General features: G+C 63.1%; 26 protein-coding genes, 1 tRNA gene and 1 pseudogene. 16 read left to right on the top strand and 12 right to left on the bottom strand.

Annotated elements, in window-relative coordinates:
* Positions 1-6 precede the first annotated feature (6 nt).
* The 3 genes from rplK to secE form a co-directional block, all read right to left on the bottom strand.
* Positions 7-435: a 50S ribosomal protein L11 gene (gene rplK / locus QX073_RS02915; RefSeq protein WP_012045056.1), complete on the bottom strand. Its 429-nt coding sequence runs from the start codon at positions 433-435 to the stop codon at positions 7-9.
* A 235-nt stretch (positions 436-670) separates the two neighbouring features.
* Positions 671-1,228: a transcription termination/antitermination protein NusG gene (gene nusG, locus QX073_RS02910; RefSeq protein WP_284423110.1), complete on the bottom strand. Its 558-nt coding sequence runs from the start codon at positions 1,226-1,228 to the stop codon at positions 671-673.
* Positions 1,228-1,419 (bottom strand): preprotein translocase subunit SecE, encoded by a 192-nt coding sequence (secE, locus tag QX073_RS02905; RefSeq protein ID WP_006611822.1) that lies wholly within the window; start codon positions 1,417-1,419, stop codon positions 1,228-1,230. Before secE ends, nusG begins: the two co-directional genes overlap by 1 nt.
* 423 nt (positions 1,420-1,842) lie before the next feature.
* Between secE and QX073_RS02900 the strand changes: the two genes are divergently transcribed.
* Positions 1,843-3,084, top strand: a complete 1,242-nt coding sequence (locus QX073_RS02900; RefSeq protein WP_316225290.1) for an ABC transporter substrate-binding protein — start codon at positions 1,843-1,845, stop codon at positions 3,082-3,084.
* 203 nt (positions 3,085-3,287) lie between these two features.
* On the opposite strand, the pseudogene QX073_RS02895 reads toward QX073_RS02900, so the two are convergent.
* Positions 3,288-3,967: pseudogene (locus tag QX073_RS02895) on the bottom strand (integrase core domain-containing protein); the annotation flags it as partial.
* 225 nt (positions 3,968-4,192) lie between these two features.
* Between QX073_RS02895 and QX073_RS02890 the strand changes: the two are divergent.
* The 6 genes from QX073_RS02890 (at position 4,193) to QX073_RS02865 (ending at position 13,495) form a co-directional block, all read left to right on the top strand.
* On the top strand, positions 4,193-4,606 hold the full coding sequence (locus QX073_RS02890) for a DNA mismatch endonuclease Vsr (RefSeq protein WP_315749603.1): 414 nt from the start codon (positions 4,193-4,195) through the stop codon (positions 4,604-4,606).
* Complete coding sequence (locus tag QX073_RS02885) at positions 4,603-6,108, top strand: DNA cytosine methyltransferase (protein ID WP_315749601.1); 1,506 nt, start codon at positions 4,603-4,605, stop codon at positions 6,106-6,108. The genes QX073_RS02890 and QX073_RS02885 overlap by 4 nt, the downstream gene beginning before the upstream one ends.
* Positions 6,109-6,238: 130 nt before the next feature.
* Positions 6,239-7,720 carry an ATP-binding protein gene (locus tag QX073_RS02880; protein ID WP_315749600.1) on the top strand — a complete coding sequence of 494 codons (1,482 nt, stop codon included), beginning with the start codon at positions 6,239-6,241 and terminating at the stop codon, positions 7,718-7,720.
* Positions 7,701-10,397: a Z1 domain-containing protein gene (locus tag QX073_RS02875; protein WP_315749599.1), complete on the top strand. Its 2,697-nt coding sequence runs from the start codon at positions 7,701-7,703 to the stop codon at positions 10,395-10,397. The genes QX073_RS02880 and QX073_RS02875 overlap by 20 nt, the downstream gene beginning before the upstream one ends.
* On the top strand, positions 10,398-11,381 hold the full coding sequence (locus tag QX073_RS02870) for a PD-(D/E)XK motif protein (RefSeq protein WP_315749597.1): 984 nt from the start codon (positions 10,398-10,400) through the stop codon (positions 11,379-11,381). It abuts the gene before it with no gap.
* On the top strand, positions 11,378-13,495 hold the full coding sequence (locus tag QX073_RS02865) for an AIPR family protein (RefSeq protein ID WP_315749595.1): 2,118 nt from the start codon (positions 11,378-11,380) through the stop codon (positions 13,493-13,495). Before QX073_RS02870 ends, QX073_RS02865 begins: the two co-directional genes overlap by 4 nt.
* A gap of 110 nt (positions 13,496-13,605) precedes the next feature.
* On the opposite strand, the gene QX073_RS02860 is transcribed toward QX073_RS02865, so the two are convergent.
* The 5 genes from QX073_RS02860 to QX073_RS02840 form a co-directional block, all read right to left on the bottom strand.
* The gene (locus QX073_RS02860) at positions 13,606-14,286 is read right to left on the bottom strand and encodes a recombinase family protein (RefSeq protein ID WP_315749593.1); all 681 of its coding nucleotides are present in this window, start codon (positions 14,284-14,286) and stop codon (positions 13,606-13,608) included.
* Between the two features lie 99 nt (positions 14,287-14,385).
* Entirely contained in the window at positions 14,386-14,709 is a 324-nt protein-coding gene (locus QX073_RS02855; RefSeq protein WP_316206931.1) for a hypothetical protein, read from the bottom strand.
* A 43-nt stretch (positions 14,710-14,752) separates the two neighbouring features.
* Complete coding sequence (locus QX073_RS02850) at positions 14,753-15,118, bottom strand: hypothetical protein (protein ID WP_315749589.1); 366 nt, start codon at positions 15,116-15,118, stop codon at positions 14,753-14,755.
* A gap of 19 nt (positions 15,119-15,137) precedes the next feature.
* Positions 15,138-15,323, bottom strand: coding sequence for a hypothetical protein (locus QX073_RS02845; RefSeq protein ID WP_315749587.1), 186 nt, complete (start codon positions 15,321-15,323; stop codon positions 15,138-15,140).
* Positions 15,324-15,449: 126 nt separating this feature from the next.
* Positions 15,450-16,142, bottom strand: coding sequence for a hypothetical protein (locus tag QX073_RS02840; RefSeq protein ID WP_315749585.1), 693 nt, complete (start codon positions 16,140-16,142; stop codon positions 15,450-15,452).
* Between the two features lie 117 nt (positions 16,143-16,259).
* On the opposite strand from QX073_RS02840, the gene QX073_RS02835 reads away from it, so the two are divergent.
* From QX073_RS02835 to QX073_RS02805, 7 genes are read left to right on the top strand one after another with little or no spacing between them, the layout of a single operon-like run.
* Positions 16,260-16,478 carry a hypothetical protein gene (locus QX073_RS02835; RefSeq protein ID WP_315749583.1) on the top strand — a complete coding sequence of 73 codons (219 nt, stop codon included), beginning with the start codon at positions 16,260-16,262 and terminating at the stop codon, positions 16,476-16,478.
* Positions 16,475-16,813, top strand: a complete 339-nt coding sequence (locus tag QX073_RS02830) for a hypothetical protein (RefSeq protein ID WP_315749581.1) — start codon at positions 16,475-16,477, stop codon at positions 16,811-16,813. Before QX073_RS02835 ends, QX073_RS02830 begins: the two co-directional genes overlap by 4 nt.
* A gap of 2 nt (positions 16,814-16,815) precedes the next feature.
* Entirely contained in the window at positions 16,816-17,418 is a 603-nt protein-coding gene (locus tag QX073_RS02825) for a hypothetical protein (protein ID WP_315749580.1), read from the top strand.
* Entirely contained in the window at positions 17,418-19,139 is a 1,722-nt protein-coding gene (locus QX073_RS02820) for a DNA polymerase (protein ID WP_316225289.1), read from the top strand. Before QX073_RS02825 ends, QX073_RS02820 begins: the two co-directional genes overlap by 1 nt.
* A complete protein-coding gene (locus QX073_RS02815; protein WP_315749577.1) occupies positions 19,136-19,594 on the top strand; it encodes a hypothetical protein in 459 nt (152 codons plus the stop codon). Before QX073_RS02820 ends, QX073_RS02815 begins: the two co-directional genes overlap by 4 nt.
* Positions 19,591-19,788: a hypothetical protein gene (locus QX073_RS02810; RefSeq protein WP_315749575.1), complete on the top strand. Its 198-nt coding sequence runs from the start codon at positions 19,591-19,593 to the stop codon at positions 19,786-19,788. Before QX073_RS02815 ends, QX073_RS02810 begins: the two co-directional genes overlap by 4 nt.
* 5 nt (positions 19,789-19,793) lie before the next feature.
* Positions 19,794-20,996 (top strand): tyrosine-type recombinase/integrase, encoded by a 1,203-nt coding sequence (locus QX073_RS02805; protein WP_315749573.1) that lies wholly within the window; start codon positions 19,794-19,796, stop codon positions 20,994-20,996.
* Positions 20,997-21,017: 21 nt separating this feature from the next.
* Here the strand turns inward: QX073_RS02805 and QX073_RS02800 are convergent.
* A tRNA-Trp gene (locus tag QX073_RS02800) sits at positions 21,018-21,093 on the bottom strand.
* Between the two features lie 150 nt (positions 21,094-21,243).
* Between QX073_RS02800 and QX073_RS02795 the strand changes: the two genes are divergently transcribed.
* The gene (locus QX073_RS02795) at positions 21,244-22,479 is read left to right on the top strand and encodes a serine hydrolase domain-containing protein (protein WP_316188415.1); all 1,236 of its coding nucleotides are present in this window, start codon (positions 21,244-21,246) and stop codon (positions 22,477-22,479) included.
* Between the two features lie 105 nt (positions 22,480-22,584).
* Here QX073_RS02795 and QX073_RS02790 read toward each other — a convergent pair whose 3' ends face one another.
* A complete protein-coding gene (locus QX073_RS02790) occupies positions 22,585-23,352 on the bottom strand; it encodes an SDR family oxidoreductase (RefSeq protein WP_315714582.1) in 768 nt (255 codons plus the stop codon).
* A 174-nt stretch (positions 23,353-23,526) separates the two neighbouring features.
* Positions 23,527-24,234 carry a histidine phosphatase family protein gene (locus tag QX073_RS02785; protein WP_316225288.1) on the bottom strand — a complete coding sequence of 236 codons (708 nt, stop codon included), beginning with the start codon at positions 24,232-24,234 and terminating at the stop codon, positions 23,527-23,529.
* Between the two features lie 146 nt (positions 24,235-24,380).
* Between QX073_RS02785 and QX073_RS02780 the strand changes: the two genes are divergently transcribed.
* The gene (locus QX073_RS02780) at positions 24,381-25,166 is read left to right on the top strand and encodes an SDR family oxidoreductase (RefSeq protein ID WP_316225287.1); all 786 of its coding nucleotides are present in this window, start codon (positions 24,381-24,383) and stop codon (positions 25,164-25,166) included.
* Positions 25,167-25,583: the final 417 nt, after the last annotated feature.

Below are 25,583 nucleotides of genomic sequence, written 5' to 3'. Positions count from 1 at the left end.
GGCGCCTTACCCCGCAACTTCCAGACCCATCGAGCGGGCGGAGCCCTCGACCATCTTCATGGCCGACTCGATCGAGTCGCAATTCAGGTCCTTCATCTTCTTCTCGGCGATCTCGCGCACCTGCGCCTTGGTCACCTTGCCGGCCTTGTCGCGACCCGGGGCCTTGGAGCCCGACTGGATCTTGGCGGCCTGCTTGAGGAAGTAGGACATCGGCGGGGTCTTCATCTCGAAGGTGAAGGACCGGTCCGCATAGATGGTGATGACCACCGGGATCGGGGTGTTCTTCTCTTCCTTCTGGGTCTGGGCGTTGAACGCCTTGCAGAACTCCATGATGTTGAGACCGCGCTGACCGAGCGCCGGACCGATCGGCGGCGACGGATTGGCCGCGCCGGCCGGAACCTGAAGCTTCAGGTAACCGGTTACTTTCTTTGCCATTATGACTCTCCAATGCGTTCGCGATTCTGCCTGATGCGAACGCAACGCCTTGGGGCGACAAAACCCGTCAGGCGAGGTTTGGGACCGTGGTCCGGCGCGCTTGGCCCGGCTGGCAAAGCCGGTCACGCCTCCCACGAACGAAATCGCCCCCCGTTCGGGGAGCGAAGCGCGCCCGATACACGAGATCGGACGAAAAGGAAAGCCCGGGACGCCGAGAGAGCCGGCAGCCCGGCCCTTAACCGACGATCTTCTCGACCTGGTTGAATTCCAGTTCGACCGGCGTCGCGCGGCCGAAGATCGACACTGCGACCTTGACGCGCGAGCGGGCCTCGTCGATTTCCTCGACCACGCCGGAGAACGAGGCGAACGGGCCGTCGGCAACGCGGACGTTCTCGCCGATCTCGAACGACACCGAGGATTTCGGCCGCTCCACGCCTTCCTGCATCTGGTTCAGGATGCGCATCGCCTCGCCTTCGGAGATCGGCATCGGCTTGTTCTCGGCGCCGAGGAAGCCGGTCACCTTGGGCGTGTTCTTGATCAGGTGGAACGCCTCGTCGGTCAGCTTCATCTTCACCAGCACGTAGCCGGGGAAGAACTTGCGCTCGGCGTCGATCTTGCGGCCGCGGCGCACCTCGGTGACCTTCTCGATCGGCACCAGCACCTGCTCGAACAGGTCCTCGAGATTGCGCTGCTTGGCCTGCTCGCGGATCGACTCCGCGACCTTCTTCTCGAAGTTCGAATAGGCGTGGACGATGTACCAGCGCTTGTCGGAGCTTTGCGTTGCGGTTGCCATCAGTGGATGCCCAGCACGAGGGTGATGAGATAACGGATGATCTGATCGGCGGCGAAGAAGAACACCGAGGCCAGCGCCACCATCACGAACACCATGATCGTGGTGATGGTGACCTCGCGACGGCTCGGCCACGAGACCTTGGCGGTCTCCGAGCGCACTTCCTGCAGGAATTTGAACGGGCTGGTAGCCATCGTCAGGGGTCCGCGTCCGTCATCGGACGATTGAAGAGTTGACTGGGAAAACCGAACAGCCGTCCGTGGCCCACCCTCTTGTCGGAGAGATGAGCCGAATCCACGGGCTCGCTTGTTCGGGGAGTGAAAAGCCGCGCCGGATATCCGCGTGTAGCGGGCCGGCTGCAGGTTGCCAAGATATCTACTGTCCGGCCGGCCAAAGGTCAAGATATGGGCATGCCGGGCGTCGGCGGTCATTCCCGTGGCAGGCCCCCGCCAGGCTCGCAACAACGCGGTTTTTCGTGTCGCGGCAGGCCATTTCCGCACCACGGCAGGTTGAGCAGTTGCCGCGACGAAATGCCCGCGGTGGAGCGGTTCCTGCTCTTGCCGGGCCTGCGGCGCCCGCTCATTCTCGTCCGCACGAGAACAATCCGGAGGAAACCCATGACCTTTGCCCCGCGCAAGGGACGGACGCGCCTTGCCGCCGTCAGCCTTGCTGCTCTCGGTCTTGCCGCTCTCGCCCTCACCGCCGTCCCTGCCTGTGCCCAGGCCCAAGCCCCGCTCAAGATCGGCGTGCTCAGCGACTTCTCGTCGGTCTATTCGGACATCGGCGGCCAGGGCAATCTCGAGGCGACCAAGCTCGCGGTCGAGGAGTTCGGCGGCAGCATGTTCGGCAAGCCGATCGAGGTGATCAGCGCCGATCCGCAGAACAAGGCCGACATCGCCGCCGCGATCGTGCGCAAATGGTACGAGAACGAGGCCGTCGACATGGTGATCGACATGCCGACCTCGGCCACCGCGCTGGCCGGCATGGAGATGTCGAAGCAGTTCGAGAAGCTGATGATCGTGACGGATGCCGCGAGCTCCGACATCACCGGCAAGTCCTGCTCGCCCTACACCGTGCACTGGACCTACGACACTTATGGAAACGCGCACACGGTCGGCAGCGCGATCGTCAAGAACGGCGGCAACACCTGGTTCTTCATCACCGCCGACTATCTGTTCGGCCATTCGATCGAGCGCGACACCGGCGACGTCGTGCGCGCCGCCGGCGGCACGGTGGTCGGCAGCGCCCGGCATCCTCTCAACAATCAGGACTTCTCGTCCTTCCTGCTGCAGGCGCAGGCCAGTAAGGCCAAGATCATCGGCATGGCCAACGGCGGTGGCGACACCATCAACACCATCAAGCAGGCCGCCGAGTTCGGCATCGTCGCCGGCGGCCAGAACCTCGCCGGCATCGTGATGTTCATCTCCGACATCCACAGCCTCGGCCTGAAGCTGGCGCAGGGGCTGATCATCACCGAGGCCTATTACTGGGACCTCAACGACCGCACCCGCGCCTTCGGCAAGAAGTTCTTCGAGCGCATGAAGCGGATGCCGACCATGAACCAGGCCGCCACCTACAGCGCCACCCTGCACTATCTCAATGCCGTAAAGGCCGCCGGCACCCGCGACACCAAGCCGGTGCTCGCGAAGATGCGCGAGACCCCGGTGCGTGACGCCTTCACCGACAACGGCATCCTGCGCGAGGACGGCCGCATGGTGCACTCGATGTTCCTGTTCGAGGTGAAGAAGCCCGAGGAGTCGAAGGGCCCGTGGGACTATTACAAGGTGCTGGCCGAGGTGGCCGGCGACCAGGTGTTCCGGCCGCTGAAGGACGGAAACTGCCCTTATGTGAAACAATAAGAGGTCGCCGAAATGCATTCGGGGCTCGCGCGCTGCGGGCCCCGACCTCACCTGTCTCGTCGATTTTTGGCTTAAGTGCTTGATCTCGCTGGCAGGAGTGGAGAGGCAACCGGAAGCGAATTATTTCAAAGGCGTGCGACAACGCTGTCCTTGAGTCCAGACCATCGAAAGTCCCTGAGAACCCACATTATTGTCGCACTCTTTCAAGCGATCTGAAGTGGATCGTATGGGGGTGACCTTGCCCCTAAGTCTGACCCAGGTCCGAGTTCGTTCGGGCGGTTGGATGTGCCCATCCGGGCGGCGGGAACTGGCGCGGAGCCTTCGACACAGCGCAGCACCAGATCCCGACTTGGATTGCACTGGGCGGCGAGCTCGCATGGCATGGTCCATCCGAGCTGGGAGTGTGGCGGAGCGTCGTTATAGTCGGCCCGCCAGCATCGGAGTACGACGACGCGGCCTGGACGAGGTGAACAGCGTCCCGTTCAGCAGTTCGTTCCGCAGCCGGCCGTTCAAGCTCTCGATAAAGGCGTTCTGCTTGGGTTCCCGTGTGCGATGTAGTGCCAAGACGTCATTGCTGTAGTCGGTTCATGTCAGGATGGCATTGCTGGTGAGCTCGCTGCCGGTGTCACTCACCACCACCCCGGGGCTTGCCGCGCTCCGCGACCAGCCGGTCCAGCTTCCAGAGCGACGCGGCCACGCGAGAGTGAGGTGTTACCTGTAGGCCAAGCATCGCGGGTGCAGTCGGCGACCAGGGTCAGATGCGGAAGCGCCGGCCATCAGTTATCTGATCCGGCACGAAGTCGACCGACCAGCGATCATTCGGGAGCATACGCCACCGTCATCGGTGCTCTATGCCGAGGGCCCGCTTGCGGCCATCTCTGCGGTTTCTTCAAGATTGATGTAGCGGTATGCATAGACCCACATCAGCCTGCACACTAACACCTTTGCATCTGGTCGGGGCCGAGATTGCCAGAGAGGTTCTCGTCCCGGATATGGCGCGCCAGGAGCGCGACCGTGCGCATTTGCCGTGCCCACAACAAGCAGTTGCGTTTCACAGGGAGCGTATGGCTTGATGGAGGTGCTTTGGTCCAAGACAAACGGATGGTTTATGGATATCGTCGATCGAGAGACGCGGTCCCGGATGATGAGCTGCATCCGCGGGAGGGACACGAAGCCAGAGATGGCGGTCCGGCGACTCGCTCATCGCATGGGCTACCGCTTCCGTCTGCATCGACGAGATCTCGCCGGAAGTCCCGACTTGGTGTTTCCCGGCCGCCGCAAGGTCATCTTCGTCCATGGCTGTTATTGGCATCGGCATCCGGGATGCCGGTTCGCGTATACACCGAAGTCGAGCGTCGATTTCTGGAACAAGAAGTTCGCATCGAATGTGGCCCGTGACGCCGCAGCGATAGCACAATTGCAGGCGGAAGGCTGGCATTCTCTGGTAATCTGGGAGTGCGAATCGATCGATGCTGAGAAGCTCGCTGCTCGGCTTCTGGTCCATCTTGGGGTGCCAAAATGAAGGCCGGTGCGAGAATCCGGGCGGCAAAGCTTGAGCGGATAAGGGGGGGCCAGGCGCCCCGGGTGCTGGAGCTCTGCTCCGGTTGCGGCGGCATGTCCCTCGGACTGAAGACCGCCGGATTCGATCTCGTCGCCCACATTGAATTGGATGAGCCAGCCGCCGAGAGCTACGCGATCAACTTCCCGGCTCCCGTCGCAGGCCGTCGCGAAGCATGGGCCGTCGCGCGCGACATGACGGCGTCGGACCCGGTTTCGCTCTGCCGTGACCTTGGTCTCGAAGGTTCGCCGGCCGATCAGTTCGACGTGCTCGCTGCTGGGCTGCCTTGCCAAGCCTTTGCACGGATCGGGCGGTCCAAGCTGCGGTCCGTCACCGGAGATGAGGATGCTTTCAAGAATGACCCGCGGGCGCGACTTTACCAGCGTTTTCTGCAGTACGTAGAAGCCGTACACCCTGTGGCGATCGTCATCGAGAACGTGCCCGATATTTTAAACTTCGGCGGCCACAACGTGCCCGAGGAGATCTGCGGTACGCTCGAGGACATGGGGTATGTCGCGCGGTACACGCTGCTGAACGCCGCCTACTACGGCGTCCCGCAGATGCGCGAGCGGCTGTTCCTGGTGGCAGTCGACGCGTCCCTCGGACACGCGCCAGGATTTCCTGCCCCGACTCATGCGGCGAAACTCCCGCCCGGCTACGAGGGCGCCAGGACAGTCGCGCTACGCCATGTGCCGAAAGAAGGCTCGCGGTTCACGGAGTCACCCTTGCCTGCGGCCAGACTTCCTCCCGCTGTCACCGTCCGCGACGCGCTGTCCGATCTCCCGCGGATTTTGGAGCACTACAAGGCGCCAGCTGTGATGCGCCGGCGTCACGTTTCGGATGTGCTCCCCTATCCTTCGTTCGACGGCCTGACGGATTACGCCGCAGACATGCGGGCATGGCCCGGTCTGCCTAAGTGCCATGCAGGAACAGACGGCCACGTCGTGCGGCTGACACCCCGAGACTTCGAGATCTTTCGGCGAATGCGCATCGGCGGGGACTATCCCCATGCGAGCGTGGTGGCCAACGCCATCTTCGAAGAGCGGCTTTCGCAAATTCGGCCGCGGCCCGCCCGGGGCAGCAAGGCATGGCAGACGTTGCAAAGGGCGTCTGTTCCGCCCTATGACCCGAGCAAGTTTCCCAACAAGTGGTGGAAGATGGATCCCACCATGCCCTCGCGTACGCTAACGGCGCACATGGGCAAGGACACCTACTCCCACATTCATTGGGATAGCCGGCAGAAGCGTACCGTTTCCGTCCGAGAAGCGGCGCGGCTCCAGTCGTTCCCGGACGCCTTCCGGTTCGCCGGCGCTATGAACGCTGCCTTTCGGCAGATTGGCAATGCGGTCCCCCCGCTGCTCGCCTTGGCCGTCGGGCGGCAGCTCAAGCTCGATCTTCTGCGAAAAACGACGGCCAAAAGCGACAGGGCGGAGATCGATAAGATGGCAGACGTCGCAGCGGCCTGAGTGATGGCCTTGCTCGCCCAGCCACTTTCGGTTGAAAATTGTCAGGGACTCGCCGACACTCCGAAACGAGGCGTACGGGTGTCTGCGTGGTAGTGCGTGGGAGCAGGCTAAGCAAAGGACAGAGCCGGAGATGAAGTTCGAGGCGAACCCGCCCGACGCGGCATCGCTCATGATGTCGGCTCGCAGCTTCGGAAACTACGATCTGCCTGGTGCCCTCGCCGATCTCATCGACAACAGTATCAAGGCCCGCGCCCGCGAGATCTGCCTGACGTGTGATTTTGGCGGCGGGTCGCCGGAAATCCGTATCCGGGACGATGGTGAAGGCATGACGGCAGAGGAGCTGCACCGGGCCATGCGCCCCGCAAGCGCCAATCCTCTGGCAGAACGGTCGCCCGACGATCTCGGGCGATTCGGATGGGGCATGAAGTCCGCCTCGTTCTCTCAGTGCACACGTCTGATGGTGCTGGCCAGTCGCGACGGTGAGGTGAACGGCTGTCTGTGGGACCTCGAAGATGTTGATGGTTGGCGGATGGGCGTCCTGGAGCGGGCCGACCTCGCTGCCGCGGCTTCACCCGGCCTGAAAGAGAGCGGTGGCGTCGAGGTGATCTGGTCGAACTGTGACCGGCTGTCCGAGAACGGCTCGCTTACCATCGCGGAGTTTAACGCTCTGGTAGTGCACGCACGCGACCGGTTGGCCCTCATCTTCCACAGATATCTGGCCGGCGAGGTCCGGGGCCGACGTCTGACGATTCGCCTGAACGGGCAGCAGATTGAACCCTGGGACCCATTCTTCCGCGATCACGAGGCGACCCAGCAACTGGAAGCCGAGAACGTTGAGATCGCCGGGCGGACAATTAACATCCAACCGTTCATCCTTCCACACTACTCGAAGCTGAAAGCCATTCAGTATGACCGGTTGAGCGGAGAGGAAGGCTTCCTCCGCAATCAGGGTTTTTATGTCTACCGCAACCACCGACTGATCATCAGCGGGACTTGGTTCCGGCTTCTCCGGCATGGAGAGCTGTCACAGCTGGTCAGGATACGAGTCGACATCCCAAATGCGCTGGACCACATCTGGAAGATCACCATCGACAAGTCGGATGCCGAGCTGCCGACAGTCCTGCGCGCCCGGCTACGCCAGATCGTGGAAGTCCTGAGACGGCGTTCCGCAAGGGTGTTCCGCGGACGGGGAGGACGGCTCGACCGGGCCCACACGACGTCAGTGTGGAGCCGCTACGCGCGGGGCGGAGAGATCCACTACGCCATCAATCGCGAACACCCGATGATCGCGGCTTTGATGGAAGCTGGCGACGACGAGCAGAAAAGAGCCGCCGTCGCCGCTATCAAGGTGATCGAGCAAGCCTTCCCCGTTCAGGCCTTCGGCCAGGATGCGACGGTCGGACTGGACGCCATCCACCAGACGCGATCCAACCCAGAGGCTTTCCGCGACGATCTTAACGCTGCCCTGCCCCTGCTTTTGTCGCGAGTGGGTGGGGACCTTGCAGCGCTGAGCTCGCTGCTGAAGATTACGGAACCCTGGTGCGAAGCGTGGGAAACCACCGAGGAAGTTCTTAAGGAGAAGGGGTGGATACGTGCGAAATCTCAGCAGTGAACTCGCCTATTTCACCCTCAAGCTCGGTCAGGCATGGGCGCAGGAGGTCGCGCAGGGGCGTGCACTGCCGGACGGCATCATTGCGGCCGAGGTCGCCGCGAGTCCGTTTCAGCTGGATCCTGAGGAAATAGCTTGGCTGGTCCGCGAGTTGGAAGGCAGCTTTACCACGAGCCAGGCGCGCGGATCATCGGTCTTCAGCGATTTCAAACCCTGGCTGCGCGACAAGCGGGCTGAAATCGACTTCTACTACTGGAACCGGCTGCGTCGGTATTACCTGGAGGGTGGCGTCATCCAGCCTCAGGTTGTCGCCACCCTGGACAATGTGACGGACGAACTCCTGGACTTCTCGGGTAATCCAAAGGACTCCGGGATCGGTTCGCGGCGTGGCATGGTCATCGGCCATGTTCAGTCCGGCAAGACTACCAACTATTCGGCGCTTATCTGCAAGGCAGCTGACGCCGGCTATCGCACCATTCTCCTGCTTGCCGGCATTACCAACACCCTGCGGTCGCAGACGCAGGAGCGCCTGGACGAGACCTTTATCGGCAAAAAGTCGGTGTTCCACGCGTTAGCCCAGGAACCGTTGCCGATTCTGACCTATGCGGCGACCAAGCGGTTTCCCGCCTATGGCACGTCACGCGGCAGCGACTTCACGCGCAATCCCGGGGGTGGCGTGGTGTTCGGCCTTGCCGCACACAATGAACCGATCATCTTCATCACCAAGAAGAATAAGGCGCCCCTAACCAAGCTGAAGGACTGGCTGATCGAACAAGGCCATGGCGCCACGATCACTTCCCCGCTGCTGCTGATCGACGACGAGGCCGATAACGCCTCGATCAACACGGCAAAGGACCCCGGCGCGACTACCGCGATCAACGCAGTGATCCGTGAGATTCTCAACCTATTCGAGCGCAGTACATATATCGGCTACACCGCTACGCCATTCGCCAATATCTTCATCGATCCCGACACAAGCGACGCCATGCTTCAGGACGACCTGTTTCCGAAGCACTTCATCAAGGCGCTGGATCCGCCGTCCAACTATGTCGGAGCCGCGCGTGTCTTTGCCGACGACGGTGATCTGCGGCCTACCATGGTCCAAGTAGTAAGGGACTATGCTCAGGTGCTGCCGCTCAAACACAAAAGCGACGATCCGGTAATGACGCTGCCCGGGTCCTTGTTGACGGCAATGCGAGTATTTGTTCTGAGCCGGGCGATCCGCATCCTCCGCGGTCAGGGGCGTCAGCACTGCTCGATGATGATCAACGTGAGTCGCTTCAATGCAATTCAGGAAAAAGTCTATGGGCTTGTCTACACATATTTGGACACGCTGAAGAACTCGACCGCAGTCAGCGCCGGCCTCGGAAGCCGCGCTTTGGCTGACCCCGTTATTGCGGCAATGAAGGAGGACTTCGACCGCGAATATGCGGAGGCGGGCTTCACCTTCGATAATGTACTGACCGTCCTTCGTGAGGCCGCCGCTAGCATCGTGCCGGTCACAGTCAACATGAAGGGCGGAGTGCTGGACTATCGCGGGAACCGCGAACAGGGCCTGCATGTCATCGCAATCGGCGGTCTCGCGCTGTCTCGTGGCCTGACGCTGGAAGGCCTGACGGTTTCATACATACTTCGCAACACGGCCGCCTCCGACACCCTCATGCAGATGGCTCGGTGGTTTGGCTACCGGCCGAACTTCGAGGATATTTGCCGGGTTTATCTGCCGAATCTGGCCCTTGACCACTACAAGGAGATACACGAGGCGATAGAGGAACTGCGGACCGAGGTGCGGCGGATGCAGGACCTCGGCATGACCCCGGAGCACTTCGGTCTGAAGGTCAGGGAAAGTCCCACCGCCATCAAAATCACCGCCGCGAACAAGATGCGGTCAGCCACGCAGATGACCGTGGCCGCAGACTATTCCGAGCGGCACCTCGAAGGCTACATTCTGCCGAATGATCGCGACGCCAACGTAGCTAACCTGGAAGAGGTCCGACGTTTCATTTCCGAATTGGGTGAACCGTCGGAGGCGTTCACGACCGATCAAACCATAGTATGGCGCGGCGTCTCCGGCCTGAGCGTCATGGCCCTCCTCAGGGGCTTCTCTTTCCCGTCCGCACACGGCGACCTCGGTCCTATCCAGGGCGGCACCAGCCTGTTCATGGACTATGTGTCCGACCGCCTGTCCGACGAGATGGCGCTGTGGGACGTCGCCGTTCCGCATCCCCGGAGCGGGGACCCCTCTCCAGAGGTGATCGTACCCGGCAGGCCATTCCCGCTGCGCCAGCGTTCGCATGGTGACGTGGTGGAGGGCGGTTGGCGGGTGACGGGCGGACGGAACCGCGTCGCCGATCCGAACGACGCCCTGATCGCCCTGTCGCAAGAGCAACTCGAAGACGCAGCCGAAGAAAAAAATCGGGTAGGCGGTCTTCGCGGCGACAAGGCCTATTGCGCCCAGAGAACCCGGCCGCTTCTGCTGATCCATGTCTTCACCACTCAGCCGAAGGTAGAACGCAAGAAGCTGACCGATCCCGTGGTATCGCTGAGCTTCTGCCTTCCCCCCACCAACAAGACGTCGACGGCGCGAACCTATCAGGTCAACGCTGTCTACCGACGCCAACTGGAGGCGGAAGCGAACAGCGAGGCTGAAGACGATGAAGCCATCCTGGAGGCTGAGTAGGTGGAACCGGACGATTGGATGGATATCGCGCCGGCGCCGGCGCCCACGGCCGACAATGTTCGCCGGGCCGACACGACGCACCCGCTGGACTTCTTCCGCGGCCGCGACTTCGCTGGCCGCTACATCTTCTCTCTCACCTCGGATGGAGGCTGCCGGGACCTTCCCGAACCACCCCGGCTGAACGGGATCGAGGTCGCGCTTGAACGGCTCAGTTCCGACGGGGCGCGCCTAGTGCTCACACTGCCGGACCGCGAGCATTTCGACATCTTCCGCGCGCTCTGTGGTCACCTGCTGCAAGCAACGGCCAGTCTGCCCCGCGGCGCCAACGCCAGCGGGCTTCGCTTGGTCGTCCGGCGTTTGGCCGATTGGCATGAGATGCTGCGGCGGCGCCGTGACGATCTGCTCAGCGTGCCGGAACGCATTGGACTCGCGGGGGAGCTGCTCTTTCTGCGCGAAGTCATTCTGCCAAACCTATCAGCTCAGGACGCTGCGGCATCTTGGCGTGGCTGCCACCGCGAAGAACAGGACTTCGCGGTCGGGCCCTGGCAGTTCGAGATCAAGACCCAGCTTTCGACTGCGGACCAGCGGCTCATCATCGCGTCCGAAGCGCAGCTCGATACCGCAGGAAGCGAGCTGCTGCTCTGCTACCAGACCATCGCCGCCAGTCCGCTGACGGCCGACGCATTCACTCTGAACTCACTTGCCGCATCCCTTGGGGTGGCCTTCGAAGCGGTCGGGTCTTCGGCTAAGGACGTCTTCGACGCAGGGCTTTATGCCTGGGGCTACGCCCCGCACGAAGACTATGATCAGCCAGCCTGGGTACTGACCGACCGTCGTCTGTTCGAAGTCCGCGAAGGTTTCCCGCGCATCATTCCCGCGATGCTGCCGCCCGGCGTGCAGAAGGTATCTTATGAGGTGCTGTTGCGCGATTGTGAACCATTTGCGGTTGACCTCGGGCAGACCATCAGCCGGATATTCGCATGAGCGGGCTCGACCTGGACGAGGCATTCGAGCGCTTCTGGGCCGAACTGCTGTTCGAGGCCCAGGCCTCGGGCGACCCGCAGGCCGCCGCCTTTTTCAATCTCTACGCCAAACTGGCAGCGGAGAACGGCGACATCATCGATCTCGCCTACACGCCGGTGCGGCACGAAGGGCGTAACGCCTTTCAGCTCGACGGTTGCGCCCTCGACGCCGAACGCGGCGACCTCTATTTGGCTGTTTCCGACTTCCGGGCCGGACGCAACCTCGAAATCCTCAACGCCGCGCAGATTGACACCCTCTTCGAACGCGTCCGGCGATTCTGTGGACAGGCTGTACAGCCTGCCTTCATCAACGCCATCGAGGAGGCCAGCCCGACGTTCGAGGCGGCTTGGTTGATTTACTCCAGGCGAGCCCAGATCCGGCGTATCCGTGTGATCGCCTTTTCCAACGCCCGGATGTCCACCCGACGAAAGCCGGAGACATCGGGCGAGGTGCTGGGTGTGCCTTTCGTCTGCAGCGTGCTGGACTTCGCTCGCTTTGCGGACATCTCTGCCGCCCGGGGCAGGGTCGAGCCAATCGAGATCGACGTCACTGCCGTCAACGGCTCGCCGTTGCCCTGCCTACCGGCGCACAGCATCGACGGCGAGCATGCGTCCTATCTCGTTGCCGTGCCGGGCCGGTTCCTGGCCGAGATCTATGGCCTATACGGCGCCCGGCTTCTGGAGCAGAACGTGAGGACGTTTCTGCAGGCCAAAACCAAGGTGAACGCCGGTATCATCCGGACGCTTGAAACCCAGCCGGAAATGTTTTTCGCCTACAACAATGGTCTCACCGCCACCGCAGCGGGTATCAGCGTCGCGCGAATGACCGATGGCAGCCTCGGCATCACGGCCATCGAGAACCTGCAGATTGTCAACGGTGGGCAGACGACGGCTTCAATCCTCTACGCCAGCGACAGCCAACGACGGGATCGGCGAGCCGACCTCAGCCGGGTGTTCGTGCAGATGAAGCTATCGGTGGTGAACCCGGATCGCCTGAATGAGATCGTCCCGAAGATCTCCCGGTTCGCCAACACTCAGAACAAGGTCAGCGAGGCAGATTTCTTCTCAAGTCACCCGGTGCATCTCGCGCTGGAGCGGATCTCCAGGCAGCTGTCCGCGCCCGCGAAGCCAGGTTCACTCTCTGGATCCAAGTGGTTCTACGAGCGGGCGCGGGGGCAGTATCGGGACAAACTCGCCTATGGAACAGCAGCCGAAAAGCGCCGCTTCGAACTGGAATTTCCCCGCGACCAGCTGATCGACAAAACCGACCTCGCCAAGTTCGAGGTCACCTTCGAGTGCCGGCCCCATATTGTCAGCCGCCACGCTCAGAAATGCTTCCTCGACTACGCTGAGAGCGTTGGAAAGATCTGGGAGGTCTCGGAGGCGTCGTTCAACGAATACTGGTTCCGGGCAGTCGTCGCCAAGGCCATTGCTTTCCGCTGGACTGACCGGATGGTTGCCGCTTCGGCTTGGTTTAAAGAGGATCGGGGATTCAAGGCGCAGATTGTGCCCTACACCTTGGCTTGGTTAGTAAACCACCTTCGGGCGCAGGGGCTTGAACTCGACCTGAACCTTATCTGGCAGCGCCAGGAACTGCCCGAAGAGGTCGGGGACGTCCTGCAGCAGCTGGCGCCGCAGGTCGCCGCCACGATCAAAGATGCGCCGCCGCAGATGAAGAACGTTGGCGAATACTGCAAGCAGCAAGCCTGTTGGGCTGCGGTGGCCGGCTCCACTTACAACTTTGACGGCCCACTCGATGGCTGCACCATCGACCGTGTCGAGGCCGACCGCATTCGGAAGGAAGGCGTCGCCGCGAAGAAGGGCGACACAGACATCGATTTTGATCGCATCTTAGCCGCTATGACTTCGGATACGGAACCATATCTCACCTTTGCTCGGGCCAAGAGACTCATTACCCCGAAATCGGACGCCGCCCTACGGCGGCTGACTCGTGGCGACATCGGGCTTCCGAAATCTGAACGAAACGCCCTTAAGTATATGCTGGAAAAGATGCAGGCAGCCGGCTTCGAACTACCGACGCGAACTCAGGCAGCCCTGGCCAACCAAAGGCAATGAGCGCCGGGCCCCACATTTTTCATCAGCATTCTATTAGAGGGCCCCGCCGGGGGGGGACGGGGCCCGTTACGATCAGGATGCAGATCGCGCGTCTCGTCTGTCGAGCAGACCTATGGCGCAGTCGCTGCTGCAAGGATGCGCGCGACGCTTTTGGCGTCGAGTAGCGGGAGGCCGAACTCGTCGGCCCAAATTCCCGCAATGAAGCGTAGGCTCTTCCGTTCCGCGCGCAAGGCTTTTGCCCGTGCCAACGCGGCCTGCTCGAGCGCGTTCGGGACAAGGTGCCTGCCCCGGCCCTCGCCATGGATGTCGAAACCGAAGGGCCGCTTACCGCCATTGTAGAGCTGCTGGGTTGTCCGGTGCCGCTTGACGTCCCGGATGCGCTCACGGATGCGATCGCGCTCGTTCTCAGCGACTGCGCTCAGGATCGTGAACACCAACTTGCTGACGCCGTTGCCGGTTACGCTGCCGCCGAGATCGATCATGTGCAGATCGATGCCGTCGTCCTTGAGCTGTTCCAACGTGACCAGCGCATCCGCAGCGTTACGGAAGGCGCGATCAAGTTTCGCGGTGATGACAACATCGCCAGCCCGAAGCAAGGCAAGCAGACGCTGGCCTTCGGGACGTTCGGCAAGTGGCACGGAACCGGACACGCCCGCCTCGACGAACGTCTCTGCAATGCTCCAGCCCTTCATCATTGCGTAGCCGGCGATCTGTTGGCGCTGCGTCTCGAGAGACAGGCCGGCGTTGGCCTGCTCGGAGGTGCTTACCCGGCAATATCCAAATACCCTCATGGTCCAAGCTCTGTGGCATTGCTTTAGGAATGCCACATCATTGGCAATGCCACAGGCAAAAGCAAGCGAAAATGGAAGGGCATGTTTGGGACAAGACCATCAGGAGCTGGTAGCCCTTGCCTCCCGGCGGTCCGCAGCGTCGAGCTTCATGCGCTCTTTCCATGTCAAGCGTCGCGGCGCTGACCTCGCCAGCCGCCTGAGCAGCGCGGCTATATCCGTGTAGCCCAGCGGCGCAAGGATCGCACGGGCGTCGAGCAGATCATCACGATGCAGGCCGCTCACCCTGAGCACGATCTCGGCTAGGAGCACCTCGTCAGAGCCGGCATCCCGCGCCTGAGCCACGACAAGAGCGAGGACCTCCGCGAGGTTCTCACATCGGACGCCGTCATTCTCGGCGGTCTCGTAAGCAGGATCCTGCAGCATGCGCCGCAACTGTCGGACGCCCTCCCGGACGAGCTGCCGTCGTTCAGGATCTTTCGGCACCGATCATTCTCACCATTGGCAAGCGCTCTGGCGGCTTGTTGCCCAAGGCCGCGACTGCCATCCGAAAGTTCTCCAGCACGCTCTGGGCGCTCACGCCAATGCTGCCGTTGATGTTGATGTCCTTGGGCAGCAACGAGGCCACGACGCGAACGAACTGCGCCGGCTCGTCCTCGGCACAACGCCGCAATGCTTCGGCGCCACGCTCTTGCCAGCACTGGCGCAGATCTTCCATGAACAGCTCGCCGAGCCGATTGCGACTGCCCGGCTTCCGCCCCCCGTTTCCGCTATTGCCCGGTAAGAAGCGGCCGGTCTTGGTATCGCGGCCCGCGATCGTGATCGTGTCGCTCATGCCGAGCAGGATACCATGATCAGTCTCGGGACCGAAGCCTTCGCGCCTTCTCGATGCAAATCACGTTCGGCGCCTCAAACCAGCGATACTCGCCCGATGGCTTGCTGGCCGTGAACTTCGCTCTGTCTTCTTCCGAGATCACCAACCGCCGCAGCAGATCGTTCTGGGCATCACACTGCTTAATCAGCTCCGCCAACGCGATCATGTTGCTGATCCGCCTTTCTCCCACCGTGCGCATATATAGAGAAGAGACATTGAGAAGATAAGACTTGGTATCGCTTGCACGGTCGCGCGACAGAGCTGTTGCGCCATTGGCACAACGCGGTGCACGCTATCGCGACAAATCTTGATCGCCCGATGCATCGCTGTCGCCGCCGTCATCCTTCAAGCCGAAGTCCTGCGCAATTCGTTCGATCCTGTCCCATGATCGGCTCAGCTCTAGCGGGATCGGCACATTCATTCCGTTGAAGCGCTGGTTAAAGTCGTCCACGGACAACGGCTTACTCCTGCGGGGACGATCCCCAATTTCCGTGATCATCGTATAGGCAGTGAGGTGACCGAGCCCCGCTGGTCGTCGATGCTGCTGAGCGAGGCCGTCAGGCATCTTGGCGGCGCGCTCTTCAACCTTCTCCGGGATCTTCGGGCTCTCTTCTGTCCCAGGTCCAAGGTGAGACAGCAACGCCTCAACGGCGTGGCGCAGCGCCATCGAGGTGAAAACGTCCGTCCGCCAGGTCTTGCCGGTCTCGCGCTCGATGTTCTCCGCGAGGCTGACGATGCAGTATCCGAGCGCTGCGTTGCGCGGGCGCGGCATATCGTCCTTGTCCCTCTTTTGAAGGGCGAACCGCAGCCCGTCTTCAGCAATCCGGGATAGCGAGCGGCTTGGGTTTTTGGCCTTAGCAGCTTCCAGAGCCTGCCGCGTTTCGGCGTCAATTCGGATCGTGATCCTTTCGACCTTCTTGTCCTTAGCCGCCTTCGGCTTTCGCCCTCCGCCTGGAGCGCGTTTCCGTGCTCGCCGCTCATTCATCGGACCGCCCACCTTATTTTTGTCAGCGCAATGTCCGCATTTTGGCAGAGCCCACGCTGACCTGCAAGCAGTCCAGCCTTATCTTACCCCGGTGTTCCACCCCATGAGGACCTTGCAATGTCACGAAAGCCCGAAACAGCCATCCAGGCACGGTTCGGCGACGTGTTGTTCGAGAAGATCGAACACTGGCGCCGTTTGCAGCCGAAAATCCCGCCGCTCGCTGACACCGTTCGTTTTCTCGTGAGCCGTGGGCTCGAAGCAGAAGCATCGGACGGCGAAGCCGGGATCGCGCCGGGTGCGGCTGCCCCTCGCCACACCGCGGGAGCAGGTCGATGACCCTGTTCAAGCAATCGATCTCAGACTACCTCACCGCTGCGCCTCCCGATCAGATCGCGCGAGCCACGCATCCCGGCATGGCGCATTTCGCAGGCAGCGGTCCCGCACTCAAGACTTGCCGCGATTGCAGGTTTTGGGAGCACGACCACGACTACTACAGCAGGCGCAGCAAGCATCACGGCCGCATTCGCCCGGCGCGGTGTCGCAAGTTCCGCCAGCTGACCAACGAGGTGGGCGCCCCGATCCCCGACGACGCTGCCGCATGCCGGCACTTCGAAGAGGCCGACGCGGTACCAGCGCGATTCGCCTCAACGACAACGTCAACACGGAGCTGATGATGGCTGAGCTGAAATTCAACGTCGCCGCCGCCCCGACCTCGGACCAGCCACCAGATCCGTTCGATGTGGAAAGTTTGCGCCTGAGCCAGGCCTTCACGGAGACGGCAGACGTCAAGAAGTTGCTGCGCACGGTGCCTGTCCGGAAGCCAAACCCGCAGGATTTCGTTCGCGTCCATCCCAGTCCGGATTATCGCGCGGATTTCGCGATGATCGAGCTCAAGGACGAGCGCGAGGAATACATCGTCGGCGGCCGCGAGCTGATGGGCGAGCTGACGGGCGAGATCACGCCGAAGACCTTGTTCACCGCAATCAACCGGCAGGGCGTTGTCTTCCTCTGGCCTGTGCGCCTCCCAGATTCCGATGGGAGGCAGATGGAGTGGCACCGCTCGATGCGAGAGGCTGCGGAGATCGGCATTGAGCGGTGGGTCCGGGTGAAGGCGAACATCTCGCTGGGCGCCTACGAGATCACGGTGGCCGAGAGCGTCATGGCCGAGCCGACCTGGCCCGACGCGACCTTCCAGGAGCTGATCAGGCTCGCCTTTCGTGACCGCCTGATCACCACCTTGGACCATCCCGTGATCAAGCGACTGCGTGGGCTCTGATGTTCCGCGAGATCACCCTGGTCGACTTCGAGTTTGGAATTGGCCAGGGCGAGCGGCCGGTGCCGGTCTGCGTCGTCGCACATGAATTGCAAAGCGGGCGGCGGTTCCGGCTGCTCCGAGATCAGCTCGGCCGAGCGCCGCCGTACGCCACCGGCCCTGACGTCCTGTTCGTAGCCTATTACGCCAGCGCCGAGCTGAGCTGCTATCGCGTGCTTGGCTGGCCAATGCCCGAGCGCGTCCTTGACCTGTTCTGTGAATTCCGTGACCACACCAACGGACTGCCGACCCCCGCCGGCAGCTCGCTGCTCGGCGCGCTCGCGTACTTCGGCCTCGACGGCATCGGCGTCACCGAGAAGAAGGAGATGCAAACCGCCATCGGGGCCGGCACGTGGCAGGGCCAGTACTCGGCAGAAAATATTCTCGATTATTGCGAGTCCGACGTCCTGGCGTTGAAGCGCCTGCTGCCGGCCATGTTGCCCGAGATCGACCTGCCCCGTGCCCTGCTCCGCGGCCGCTACATGGCTGCCGCGGCGGCCATGGAACACTACGGTGTCCCGATCGACGTTGCCCTCCTGAAGCGATTGCGGGACGACTGGGCCGTTATCCAGGATCGACTGATCGCCGCCATCGATATCAGCTATGGCATCTACGACGGGCGCACCTTCAAGCAGGAGCGCTTTGCCGCTTGGCTCAACCGCAACGGCATTCCTTGGCCGTGCCTGGAAAGCGGCAAGCTTGACCTCCAAGACGAGACCTTCCGGCAGCGGGCGAAGGGATGCCCCTCAGTCTCGCCCTTGCGGGAGCTTCGCAACGCCCTGTCAGAGCTGCGGTTGAATGATCTGGCGGTCGGCCGCGACGGACGCAACAGAACCATGCTGTCTCCATTCCGATCGCGAACCGGCCGGAATCAACCTAGCAATTCCAAATACATCTTCGGGCCGAGCGTCTGGCTCCGCGGGCTGATCAAGCCGCCTCCCGGCCACGCTGTTGCCTACATCGACTGGTCGCAGCAAGAATTCGGCATCGCCGCCGCCTTGTCCGGCGACACCGCCATGCAGGCCGCCTACCACTCCGGCGACCCGTATCTGACGTTTGGAAAGCAAGCCGGCGCCATCCCTGGCGATGCAACCAAGGCGTCACACCAGAACGAGCGCGAGTTGTTCAAGCAGTGCGTGCTGGCAACGCAGTACGGCATGGAAGCCGACGCACTGGCTTCACGGATCGGGCAGCCGCCGATCGTCGCCCGGGATCTGCTGCGCGCCCACCGCGAGACCTACCGGATGTTCTGGCGCTGGTCAGATGCCGCAGTCGACCAAGCCATGCTCACGGGCTCGCTGCACACCGTGTTCGGCTGGCATGTACGTGTCGGCGAGCAGTCCAATCCCCGCAGCCTGCGAAACTTCCCGATGCAAGCCAACGGGGCCGAAATGTTGCGGCTCGCGTGCTGCATTGCCACAGAGCGCGGCGTCGAGGTCTGCGCTCCCGTGCACGACGCGATCCTTATCTCTGCGCCCCTGCACCGGCTCGACGCCGACATTGGCACAGCTCGAGCCGCCATGGCTGAAGCCTCCCGCGTGGTTCTGTCCGGCTTCGAGCTGACCACCGACGTCAAGATCGTACGCTGGCCTAACAGATACATGGACCCGCGCGGCACCGTGATGTGGGACCGAGTCGTATCGCTGATCGGCGGCAACGTCCAAGGTGTCAAGAGCATCGCATGACCAATGATCTCGATCTTGAAGATCTCAAGCTGCCGGGGAATATGGTGCAGGAGCGTGCTGTCGCTTCCGATAGGATCAAAAAGCGGCGCCTCCAATTCGTCCAGGTCCCGCTGATCTGGATCGACAAGATCGCGCGCGATTCCCGTGACAAGACCTTCGCAGTCCTGTGTCATCTGTTGCACGAAGACTGGAAGCAGGGCGGCGGCCCTATCAAGGTGGCCAATGGCTTCTTAGGAAAGCTTGGCGTCGGTCGCGGTGCCAAGTCTCGCGCACTCAGCAAGCTGGAAAACCTCGGAATAATTTCGGTCGAACGCCGAGGCCGCAAGTCCCCGATCATCAGGATTAACCGCGGGTCAGAGTTGACGCCTGCCATGAGATCCTCGCTGGAGGCCGGGCACAAAATCGGCGGCGTCAGCATCGGCGAGGGTTCGCCCGAAGGCGGAGGCCGCAAGTGAGTCGCACTCTCCCCTTCACGGCGGCATCGCTGGCCCGCGCCATCAAGGGCGTCGAGAAGGCGGGCCGTTTCGTTGTGGGCGTCAAGCCGGATGGAACGTTAATTGTCGCCGACAAGCCAATCGATGCCTCTTCCCTGATTCCGCCGGATGCGCACAATGAGCCGGCCTCCAAATGGGAGGACCAGCGGGGGTGAGCGCCATGAAGACCGAATTGCCCTTCCTGAGCCGCGACCCCGACCGGCATGGCAATCCGCGCATTTACGTCCGCCGTAACGGCAAGCGCATCCGCATCCACGAGCAGGAAGGCACGCCGGCCTTCGCGCGCGCTTATGCCGAGGCTGTGGAGCGGCTGGGGGAGCCGCCGAGCAGGCGCAAGCCGGCTGCGGCGCTGACGACACATCCCAAGGGCACCTTGGGCTGGCTCGGCGCGCTCTATTTCCAATCCAAGGGTCAGGGCGAATTCTTGCGGCTGGCAAAGGACAGCCGGCGGGCCCGCCGGAACGACCTGGAAGAATGCTTCCGCTACCCGCTGAGCGATCAGGATCGGGAGCCGATCGGCAATTGCCCGCTGAAATACCTGACCGCGCAGAAGATGAAGCGGCTGATCGAGGCCAAGGATGGCATCGGCGCGCAGGCCAACCGCCGCAAGCACCTCTCCGCGCTTTGCGCCTGGGGTGTCGAGAACAATCACCTGCCGACCAATCCGGTGCGCGACATCAAGGCCGGCACGGGTAACCGCGGCAAGGGCGGCTACCACACCTGGACCATTCCCGAAGTGCAGCAGTTCCTGGAACACCACAACGGGCCGTCGCTGCGCGCCCGCAAGGCACGCCTCGCGCTCGGCCTGTTGCTGTTCACCGGCGCACGCCGCCAGGACATGGTGACCCTGGGCCGCCAGCACTGCCGCGGCGCCACGCCGGACAGCCTCGGAGACTGGATCCGCTATGTCCCGAAGAAGACGCTCTACAAGCGCAACAACATCTCACAGAAGCCTCTGCTGCCCGTCCTGAAGCAGATCATCACCGACAGCTCGGACATCCTTGGAGACCTGACGTTTTTGGTGACCGAGTATGGCAAACCGTTCACCCCAGCCGGCTTCGGCAACTGGTTCCGCGACCGCTGCAACGAGGCAGGCCTGCCTGGCTGCACCGCCCACGGCCTGAAGAAGGCGGGCGCCACCATCGCCGCCGAGAACGGCGCCACCACGCGCCAGCTCATGGCGATGTTCGATTGGGAAACGGTCGCGATGGCCGAGGTCTACACCAAGGCCGCCGAGCAGAAACGTCTAGCTGGAGAGGGCATGTTTCTGATCTCGCTCGAGCGGCCCTCAGAACAGGTTGAGCACGAAAATTGTCGCACCGACGGTGCGGATGTTGTCGCACCGATGAAATCTGCCAACTGAATCAGTAATTTGGGATTCGGATGGCAGGAGTGGAGAGGCTCGAACTCCCAACCCCCGGTTTTGGAGACCGGTGCTCTACCAATTGAGCTACACTCCTAGCGAGCCGGGACAGTGTCGCCGGTTCGCGCGCTTTGAAGCATAGACCTCCCCCCGAATGCAAGGGTGCAATGGGGCAAATCGACTGGTCAGACCACAACTTCCGCGCCAGACTTGATGCAAACCGACAACAGGACTTCAGGGAGAGCCCATGACCCCGCCGACTGCCGCATCCAGCGCGCACCTTTCCGCGCTCCGCTCGCTGACGCCGCCGCTGCCGGATGACTGCCCCGAGGCGCTGGGCCTGTCCCAGGCGCGGCTGCAGCGAGCTTCGGATGCGTTCAAGCGCGAGGCCGACAAGGGAACCATCCCCGGAGCCACCCTGCTGGTCGGCCGCCGCGGCCGGATCGGCTGGTTCGACGCCATCGGCCGGCAAGCGCCCGACGCCGACACGCCGATGCGGCCGGATTCGATCTTCCGCATCTTCTCGATGACCAAGCCGATCGTCTCGCTCGGGATCATGATGCTGGTCGAGGACGGCGAGCTGTTGCTGTCCGATCCGGTCGCCAAGTTCATCCCGGAATTCGGCGAGCAGAAAGTGGGCGTCGAGACCGGCGGCAAGCTGGAGCTGGTCCCGGTCGCCCAGCCGATGACGGTCCAGGACCTGCTGCGCCACACCTCGGGCTTGACGTATGAGCACACCGGCACCGGGCCGGTGCACCAGCTCTACCAGCAATCGCGGGTGCGCAGCCGCAAGATCACCAATGCCGAGCACGCGACGATCGTCGCCGGCCTGCCGCTGATCTGCCAGCCGGGCGCCGAGTTCAACTATAGCCGCTCGACCGACATCCTCGGGCGCATCATCGAGGTCGTCTCGGGCCAGACGCTCGGCCCCTTCCTTTCCGAGCGCATCCTCGAGCCGCTCGGCATGAAGGAGACGGGCTTCTCCACCGCCGAGGCGAATGCTGGCCGGCTGGCCGAGCCGTTCGCCAAGGACCCGTGGACCGGCGAGGCGGTCAACCTGTTCAAGATGACCGAGCAGCCGCTGATGGAATCCGGCGGCGGCGGGTTGGTGGCGACCACGATGGACTACGCCCGGTTCTGCGCGATGCTGCTCAGCAAGGGCAGCCTCGACGGCACCCGGCTGGTCGGCCGCAAGACGCTCGAGCTGATGGCCTCCGACCATCTCGGTCCGCACGTGAAGACGGTCGGCACGCTGCTGGCGCCCGGTCACGGCTTCGGCCTCGGCTTCGCGGTGCGCCGCGAGGCCGGCATCGCGCCCTTCCCCGGCTCGCCCGGCACCTTCTTCTGGAGCGGCATCGCCGGCACGTTCTTCTGGATCGATCCGAAGGAGGAGCTGTTCTGCGTGTTCATGGCGCAGGCCCCCGGGCAGCGCGACTACCTGCGCACGCTGGTGCGCGACGTGGTGTACGCGGCGGTGGAATGAGGGCGGCGCGCAGCAAATGCTGTCGTCCCGGCGAACGCCTAGCGTTCGCGGGACGACAGTTGAGAGTGTGGCGGCATCACCGCGCACCACACCCGTATGTCCCCCTCAACTGATCGTCGCGCCGCCGTCGATCACCATGGTCTGGCCGGTCATGAAGTTGCCCGCGGCGGAGCCCAGGAAGACCGCGGCGCCGGCGATCTCGTCGGGGATGCCGATGCGGAGCAGCGGCGAGCGCGCGGTCGAGGCCTTGAGGTTCTCCGGATTGTCCCACAGCGCTTTGGCGAAATCGGTCTTGATCAGGCCGGGCGCGATGCAGTTCACGCGCACATTGTGCGGGCCGTATTCGCAGGCGAGGTTGCGCGCGAGCTGCATGTCGGCAGCCTTGGAGATCGCGTAGGCACCGAGGATGGTCGAGCCCTTCAGGCCGCCGATCGACGACACGATGATGATCGAGCCGTCCTTGCGCGCGATCATCTGCGGCACGACCATGCTGATCAGCCAGTTGTTGGCGACGATGTTATTGTCGAGGATCTTGCGGAACTGATCGTCGGAGATGCCGGCGAGCGGCCCGTAGTAAGGATTCGACGCCGCGTTGCAGACCAGCACGTCGATCTTGCCGTAGATGCGGTTGGCCTCGTCGACGAGGTTCTGCAGGTTCTCCTTGCTGGAGATGTTGGCGGCGACTGCCGCCGCCGTGCCTGCACCGAAGCGGTCATTGATCTCGCGCGCCACCTGGTCGCAGACATCGGCCTTGCGCGAGGAGATCACCACCTTGGCGCCGTGCTCGGCCATGCGTTCGGCAATGGCGAGCCCGATGCCACGCGTGGATCCGGTGATGACGGCGACCTTGCCGGTCATGTCGAACAGGGTCATGGGGAGTTCCTCCTACTTATTTGGCTGTTGTCGGTTTCGAAATTGGCACGGCGACGTCCACGAGACTTTTCCGCGGTGCCAGTGACTGCGCCCTCTCCCACAAGGGAAGAGGGTGCACTGCCCGTGTGGCGGGCGAGATTTTTGAACGACGCGCATAGCAACTCACTACTCGTTTCACGCCAGCTTGCTCGTCGTCACCTCCGGCCCGGCCGGCTGGTGCATCGCGCGGTGCGCGACGTCCGCGATCCAGGGCTGCTGATTGACCATCGGCAGCCGCCATGTACTCGTCTCGCCGGCCACGATGTGGTCGAGCCGGGTCACCGAGCAATTGTCGATGTCGAAGGCGAGCCCCTTCTCGACCAGGCCGCCGAGCGCCAGGCCAACAGCCGCCTTGATGGTGCCGCCATGGCCGACGGCGATGACGTCGCGGCCGGCTTCCGAAACCGTGATGCGCGCAATCGCCGCCGTCACGCGGGTGTACAGATCCATGTAGCTCTCGCCGCCCGGCGCCGGCTCATCGATGTCGGCGAACCAGTGGCTGCCCGCGGGACGGCTGGCCAGGAACGCGGCGCGGTTCATGCCCTGCCATTGCCCGAGATGCTGCTCGGCAAGAGCGGCCTCCCTGATCATTGCTGCGGGACGCGGGAATCCGGCGGCCCAGATCGCCTCCGCCGTCTGATGCGTGCGCATCAGATTGCTCGCATACCACACCGCGCTGCGCGGCAGGATTTTCGCGACCGCCTCGAACACCTCGCGATCGGAGGTATCGCAGGCGATGTCCGACTGGCCGTAGATGTTGCCGCCGTCGCTGCGCACCGGCGCGTGACGCACCCACCACCAGCGCGTGGTGACGACAGAAGGTTTCGTTCCATCAGCCGACATCGCTCAAACCCTTCCCTCCGCTCGTCTCCCGCTGTACGTGAAGGCCCAGATCGTCTCAAGCCGCTTGGCGATCTCAGCACGTTTGAAACGGCGTTTGAATTCCGTTGCGCGGCACGCAACTGATCACAATTGAAGCAGGAGGAAACATGGGCCGCCTCGAAGGCAAATCCGTCATCATCACCGGCGCCGGCAGCGGCATCGGCCGCGCCGCATCCTTGATGTTCACGAAAGAAGGCGCGCGACTGATCGCGGTGGATCGCAGCGATGCCGTCAAGGAGACGGTCGAGATGGTCAAGCAGCAGGGCGGCATTGCCGAAGCCGTGCTCGCCGACGCCGGCTCCGAGGCCGATGTCTCGGGCTTCATCGACCGCGCCGTGGCGACCTACGGCAAGCTCGACGTGATCTGGGCCAATGCCGGCATCTCCGGCGGCTTGATCCCGATCGCCGAGCAGACCGTCGAGCACTGGCAGGAGATCCTGCGCATCAACCTGATCGGCCCGTTCCTCGCGGTGAAGTACGCGATGCCGCACATGGTGCGGCAGCAGCGCGGCGCGATCGTCTGCACGGCCTCCGTCGCGGGCCTGAAATCCGGCGCCTCGGGCCATCCCTACGCGGCGAGCAAGGCCGGCGTCATCAGCCTGGTGCAGACCACGGCGTACTCCCTCTCCGGCACCGGCGTGCGGATCAACGCGGTGTGTCCCGGCCTGATCGAGACCGGCATGACCAAGCCGATCTTCGACGGCGCCAAGGAGCGCGGCACCGAGGGCAAGATCGGCCAGCTCAATCCGCTGAAGCGCGCCGGCCAGCCGCATGAGATCGCCGCCATGGCCCTGTTCCTCGCCAGCGACGAGGCCTCCTACGTCAACGGCCAGGCTTTCCCGGTCGACGGCGGCCTCACGGCGTCGATGCCGTACGCGGGGAAGCCGATCTAGCGCTGTCTCCCCTCGCACTGGTGTCGACATCGCCTCTCCTCTGTCATCCGTCATGGCCGGGCCTGTCCCGGCCATCCACGTCGGTCGGCACGCGAGGAGCGACGTGGATGCCCGGGCCTTCGCCGCGCCGAAGCGGCTTCGGCCGCGCAGGCGGGACAAGCCCGGGCATGACGAGCTTGGGACTGCCGGCATCGCGCCCCACAAATCGCTCGCTGTCGAACTCATCGACATGCGTGAGCGATCTCGCGACGCCCCCGCGCCCGAGTGATCCTGAATTTCACCGCCCTTCCATCGAAGGGCGCAGGGAAGGCCAGGCGTCGGCTGACGCCTGCGGCCCGCCTGCGTAAAAAAATGCAGGCGGCAGGTACCACAGGTGCAGCCGGAAAACGCCCGGCCTTCCCTGCGCGATGGTCTTCA

Origin of the sequence: Bradyrhizobium sp. SZCCHNS3052 (genome assembly GCF_032484495.1) — a bacterium.
GTDB lineage: Bacteria > Pseudomonadota > Alphaproteobacteria > Rhizobiales > Xanthobacteraceae > Bradyrhizobium.
The sequence above is the reverse complement of the archived record's forward strand: the minus strand, read 5'-3'. Positions and strand labels throughout refer to the sequence as shown.

Excerpts from the sequence above, each read along its gene's own strand:
- rplK (WP_012045056.1), bottom strand. The coding sequence starts at position 435 with ATGGCAAAGAAAGTAACCGGTTACCTGAAGCTTCAGGTTCCGGCCGGC.
- nusG (WP_284423110.1), bottom strand. The coding sequence starts at position 1,228 with ATGGCAACCGCAACGCAAAGCTCCGACAAGCGCTGGTACATCGTCCAC.
- secE (WP_006611822.1), bottom strand. The coding sequence starts at position 1,419 with ATGGCTACCAGCCCGTTCAAATTCCTGCAGGAAGTGCGCTCGGAGACC.
- QX073_RS02900 (WP_316225290.1), top strand. The coding sequence starts at position 1,843 with ATGACCTTTGCCCCGCGCAAGGGACGGACGCGCCTTGCCGCCGTCAGC.
- QX073_RS02890 (WP_315749603.1), top strand. The coding sequence starts at position 4,193 with ATGGATATCGTCGATCGAGAGACGCGGTCCCGGATGATGAGCTGCATC.
- QX073_RS02885 (WP_315749601.1), top strand. The coding sequence starts at position 4,603 with ATGAAGGCCGGTGCGAGAATCCGGGCGGCAAAGCTTGAGCGGATAAGG.
- QX073_RS02880 (WP_315749600.1), top strand. The coding sequence starts at position 6,239 with ATGAAGTTCGAGGCGAACCCGCCCGACGCGGCATCGCTCATGATGTCG.
- QX073_RS02865 (WP_315749595.1), top strand. The coding sequence starts at position 11,378 with ATGAGCGGGCTCGACCTGGACGAGGCATTCGAGCGCTTCTGGGCCGAA.
- QX073_RS02860 (WP_315749593.1), bottom strand. The coding sequence starts at position 14,286 with ATGAGGGTATTTGGATATTGCCGGGTAAGCACCTCCGAGCAGGCCAAC.
- QX073_RS02855 (WP_316206931.1), bottom strand. The coding sequence starts at position 14,709 with ATGCTGCAGGATCCTGCTTACGAGACCGCCGAGAATGACGGCGTCCGA.
- QX073_RS02850 (WP_315749589.1), bottom strand. The coding sequence starts at position 15,118 with ATGAGCGACACGATCACGATCGCGGGCCGCGATACCAAGACCGGCCGC.
- QX073_RS02845 (WP_315749587.1), bottom strand. The coding sequence starts at position 15,323 with ATGATCGCGTTGGCGGAGCTGATTAAGCAGTGTGATGCCCAGAACGAT.
- QX073_RS02840 (WP_315749585.1), bottom strand. The coding sequence starts at position 16,142 with ATGAATGAGCGGCGAGCACGGAAACGCGCTCCAGGCGGAGGGCGAAAG.
- QX073_RS02835 (WP_315749583.1), top strand. The coding sequence starts at position 16,260 with ATGTCACGAAAGCCCGAAACAGCCATCCAGGCACGGTTCGGCGACGTG.
- QX073_RS02830 (WP_315749581.1), top strand. The coding sequence starts at position 16,475 with ATGACCCTGTTCAAGCAATCGATCTCAGACTACCTCACCGCTGCGCCT.
- QX073_RS02825 (WP_315749580.1), top strand. The coding sequence starts at position 16,816 with ATGGCTGAGCTGAAATTCAACGTCGCCGCCGCCCCGACCTCGGACCAG.
- QX073_RS02820 (WP_316225289.1), top strand. The coding sequence starts at position 17,418 with ATGTTCCGCGAGATCACCCTGGTCGACTTCGAGTTTGGAATTGGCCAG.
- QX073_RS02815 (WP_315749577.1), top strand. The coding sequence starts at position 19,136 with ATGACCAATGATCTCGATCTTGAAGATCTCAAGCTGCCGGGGAATATG.
- QX073_RS02805 (WP_315749573.1), top strand. The coding sequence starts at position 19,794 with ATGAAGACCGAATTGCCCTTCCTGAGCCGCGACCCCGACCGGCATGGC.
- QX073_RS02795 (WP_316188415.1), top strand. The coding sequence starts at position 21,244 with ATGACCCCGCCGACTGCCGCATCCAGCGCGCACCTTTCCGCGCTCCGC.
- QX073_RS02790 (WP_315714582.1), bottom strand. The coding sequence starts at position 23,352 with ATGACCCTGTTCGACATGACCGGCAAGGTCGCCGTCATCACCGGATCC.
- QX073_RS02785 (WP_316225288.1), bottom strand. The coding sequence starts at position 24,234 with ATGTCGGCTGATGGAACGAAACCTTCTGTCGTCACCACGCGCTGGTGG.
- QX073_RS02780 (WP_316225287.1), top strand. The coding sequence starts at position 24,381 with ATGGGCCGCCTCGAAGGCAAATCCGTCATCATCACCGGCGCCGGCAGC.